At 42.7% G+C, this 3,956-nt stretch carries 4 protein-coding genes; 1 reads left to right on the forward strand and 3 read right to left on the reverse strand.

Annotated features, from left to right (window positions below):
• Positions 1–222: 222 nt before the first annotated feature.
• Complete coding sequence (locus AC805_RS16410) at positions 223–1,206, reverse strand: SAM-dependent methyltransferase (RefSeq protein WP_055076413.1); 984 nt, start codon at positions 1,204–1,206, stop codon at positions 223–225.
• 232 nt (positions 1,207–1,438) lie between these two features.
• Here AC805_RS16410 and AC805_RS16415 point away from each other — a divergent pair, with 232 nt between their 5' ends.
• Positions 1,439–2,563 carry a transposase gene (locus AC805_RS16415; protein WP_369122833.1) on the forward strand — a complete coding sequence of 375 codons (1,125 nt, stop codon included), beginning with the start codon at positions 1,439–1,441 and terminating at the stop codon, positions 2,561–2,563.
• A 40-nt stretch (positions 2,564–2,603) separates the two neighbouring features.
• On the opposite strand, the gene AC805_RS16420 is transcribed toward AC805_RS16415, so the two are convergent.
• Both AC805_RS16420 and AC805_RS26420 read right to left on the reverse strand, forming a co-directional pair.
• A complete protein-coding gene (locus AC805_RS16420) occupies positions 2,604–3,482 on the reverse strand; it encodes an Rpn family recombination-promoting nuclease/putative transposase (protein WP_055076414.1) in 879 nt (292 codons plus the stop codon).
• A 237-nt stretch (positions 3,483–3,719) separates the two neighbouring features.
• The coding region (locus tag AC805_RS26420) for a hypothetical protein (protein ID WP_197278761.1) at positions 3,720–3,956 on the reverse strand (237 nt) is incomplete at its 5' end.

The following is a 3,956-nucleotide window of genomic DNA, read 5'->3' on the forward strand; positions in this document are numbered from 1 at the left end:
AGAACTAATTAGATAGTCACTATAAAGATCTAACATGTTCATCTTCATGTTTTTATCTTCTTTCCTCATCTTAGCTTGGTTTCGGCAAAGCAATTACTCTCAAACCTACTTCCAGTATACATTCTCAGTCATTTTTTTTGGGCGCTTTCTATCTGCGTAAGGTGAGTTAAATAAGATTAACTCGTTCGATAGTTTTGGTGTGGTTTCTCTCTAGATCGGTCACTAAGCACTCTCTACAAACCATTGGTTAATCATGATTGGCTCCTGATTGACTGTGTGTTTGCCTGATGGAACTGTCTTGACCCAATCGGGATATTTATAATTTTTTTGATTCGTTGCTATCCGTTCAGATTCTGTGAGTTTACGAAAAATAAGAATATCGGCAACTACTTCCGTGTTGGCAAATCTCTTAAAAGCGATGTCTGGCAATCTAATGGCGGTTACTAGTTCTAACCTACTCGCTAGATATCTCCGAAAGCTAGTATTGGCTGCATCTAGGGTAAAGCAACTGGTAATCAAGGCGATCAATCCATTTTCTCGCACGAGGTCAGCACATTTGGTTAGGAAATAGTTGTGGATGCTCAGGTTCAGGTGGGCATAGCGCGGATCGTAGAGTTTGTAATTACCAAAGGGAACGTTACCGATCGCTAGGTCAAAACTGTTGTCACTTAGGCTCACTGTCTCAAATCCTTGAGCGTAAATCAGCGCTTCGGGGTATAGCAATCTCGCAATTTGGGCAAAGATCGGGTCTAGTTCTATACCTACCCATTGCGATCGCTCTCGCATCAATACGGGCTGGCATCCCATAAACGCTAGGGTGTTGCAAGCTGGTTCGACGATCGTTCCACCTGTAAAACCGATATCACTGAGAATATCCCACATAGCGCGGATTACTTCAAAACTAGTTTGGTAAGCGGTTGCGGTTGCGGATTTGGCGGCTTGGATTTCGGCTTGGGTCAATAGTTGACTTAGTTTTTCATGGCATCGATGCTGCCATGTGTTGCCTTGATGATTCGTTTTCACCCAGATATCGGTGAGCGTTCCCCATCCCGATGCTTTGGCGAGTTCTACCTGTTGTTGCTGTGTTGCCTTGGTTATCGATTTCGATAGGGTGATCGCTTCGACGGTTACTTCTGCTTTTACTCGCAGGGGGCTATCAAAATGCTGCTCAATTTCTGGCGTAATTTCAAATATGGGTTGGTACATTTTTAGTTTTTGTGGCTAGTTTTTGTTCTTGCGAACAAGCGCTAGCCATAAAAAAGACATGACTTTAGTTGTCATGTCTTTTTTTATCAATACTTCGGACATTTTTAGAAAATAGAGAAAAAAGCTATTCATCGTATAAGGTGCAGATATTGAACACCAGCACCAAATGAATAGCATCAATTTCATAATACCCAGTCTACTGAGTAAACCCCAACAAAAGTTTTTGATAACGTTGTTTTCGACAATATTGGTATTGTGCGGGGAAGTAAACTTTACGAATCTGAGTCGATATAGTCAAATATCAGAACGGAGCTATCGTCGGCAATTCCAGAAATCCTTTAACTTTATCAAAGGTAACGCCGACCTGATAGAACAAGCAATACCAGCCACCGCACGTCAGATCATCGCGACAGATTGCTCATTTGTACCCAAAAGTGGTAAATCAACCTATGGGATCGAGCATTTCTATAATGGCTGTGCTGGACGTGCTGAAAAGGGACTAGAGATTTCCGTATTAGCAATAGTGGATGTTGATGCCAAGCAAGGCTATACCTTGTCAGTACAACAGACTCCACCTAACAACCCAAGGAAAGAAACGACCCGAATTGAGCACTATTTGGAGCATCTCAAAGCGACATATCCTTATCTGCCCAAATTAGCCCGTTATGTAGTCAGTGATGGCTTCTACAGCAAAATTAAATGGGTCAATGGTGTCACGGCTTTAAATTTGGATGTGATTGGCAAGTTACGTTGTGATGCTGATTTGCGTTATGTCTATACAGGTGTGCAGAAGCCTCTCGGTAGACATCGCAAATATGACAGCAAGGTGGATTTGACTGATGTCAGTCGCATGTCTCTAGTCCGTGAGCTTGAACCTAAATTATCTTTGTACACTGTTGTTGTCTGGTCGCTGAGCCTTAAACGCAAAGTCCGTCTTGCTTATCTCTTGGACTGTCGTGATCCAAAACGCATCGCTCGGATACTTTTGTTCTCAACCGATATTCACCTTGACGCATCTGATATCTTAGATTTCTATAAAGCTCGCTTTCAGATTGAATTCATATTTCGTGATGCTAAGCAGTTTACGGGTTTAACCGATTGTCAAGCTCGTGACTTTACTAAACTTGATTTCCATTTCAATGCTAGTCTCATGGCTTTAAATCTCGCTAAGTTTGAGGCGTGTCAACTTCATCAATCTCCTAAACCTTTTGTTTTCTCTATGGCTAGTTTCAAACGGATGGCTCTAAATCGTCATTTACTTGAGCGCTTTATTTCCCTGTTAGAATTGGATTCTACTTCAATTAAATCTCATCCTCGATTCCAAGACCTTTGTTCTTACGGCACTATTGCTTACTAATTTTGTCCGAAGTATTGTTTATGTATTGGTTCAAAATCCTCTAGTTGCCTTTGCCTTTGGTTTTTAGCCAGTTGTTGAGGTCAGCGATCGTCTCTAGGTCAAATAATGCTTCGGCTAAATTTTCTAACTGCTTTGCCGATAGTTTGTTGATCTTGCCCCTCAAGCTTGGGGTGATCTGTCCAAACTTGCGACCAAGCATCCGCAGCAGCATTGTAGATTGCCCTTTCACTAGACCTCTTTGCTCGCCTAGTTTTAAGCCGCGTTGCTCGCCCTCTTCTCTTGCATCTTGATATACTCGCGTTTGCTTTAAATCGCTGTATGTAAACATTGCTTCAATCTCCTGCCGACTGAGTTTTGGGAATTTATAAACCAACACTGTCTCTATTAATTCTAATACCTGCTCTTGGATTTCGGTATTGTTTTCCTGCTCGATCTTCTCACCTAATTGTCTTGCCAGTCTGACAGCTTGACTTTCACTAGACAAGATGAGTTGAATAATACCGATCGCAAAAGAGTCTGTCTCCCGATCTAGGAGGTCTTCTAGATAAACTCGCCTGATTCTCTGGCAGTCGAGCATTTCCCGCACGTGGCTTCTTGGCTCTGGTTCGTAACTGCGCCTCGCAAAGATGGCGATCGCTTGCCATTCCTGTGCGGGACGGTATTGGTTTAGGTACAGATATATCTCGGATAGGTATTCCCAGTAAAAGTCTTCCTTTTGCTGGAATTGAACTTCGATGAGATATATCGGTTTATCTTTCGCTTTAGGGCTAAATATGCCATCAAACCGAAAGGCTTTTTCTTTCACTTCCACTGAGCTAAATTCATAGCCTTCTGCTTCAGCAATCGGGCGTTCAATTAGCTCAAACAGTAGGGTGTGAAAGGTATTGAATAGTTGATAAAAGAGCGTATCAGTTTTCATATCCACTTAGTTTAGCAAAGTTTGGGATTGGGAAATTCTTTTTTCTAGAAGATAGATAATCAAGGGGATAAAGCTGCTTTATCCCCTTGATTTCTAAGCAGCGATCAGTTCGCACAATATGGTCTTTTGCTGCGTAGTCAGAGAAGCTGTGTATTCTCCCACCAATACTTTGGCGGAGTCTTTGGCGACGAGTCCTAACAGGTATGGCTTTTTCCTGCTTTTACGGATGACTTCTATCTAATATCTGCCATCTTCTTGGCGTTGAGATACAAGGATGGGTATGCAGGCATGTTCTCCATTTCCCGTCCATTTGGTTGATGCGAGTTCTCCATACTGCGCTCCTACAATTTGTAGTCGCATCAGTTGGTTGTCATGGAGGCGATCGCAGATCTCTGGTAGGAACATATTGAATGCAACGCTGGCGGTTCCATGATCGCCGTTGTGACTGGCTTGCCACATAGCGGCGGCGCAGAT

Source organism: Pseudanabaena sp. 'Roaring Creek' (assembly GCF_001402795.1).
In the GTDB taxonomy this organism is placed as follows: Bacteria; Cyanobacteriota; Cyanobacteriia; order Pseudanabaenales; family Pseudanabaenaceae; genus Pseudanabaena.

Coding starts and splice junctions, on each gene's coding strand:
- AC805_RS16420 (WP_055076414.1), bottom strand. CDS start 3,482: ATGAAAACTGATACGCTCTTTTATCAACTATTCAATACCTTTCACACC.
- AC805_RS16410 (WP_055076413.1), bottom strand. CDS start 1,206: ATGTACCAACCCATATTTGAAATTACGCCAGAAATTGAGCAGCATTTT.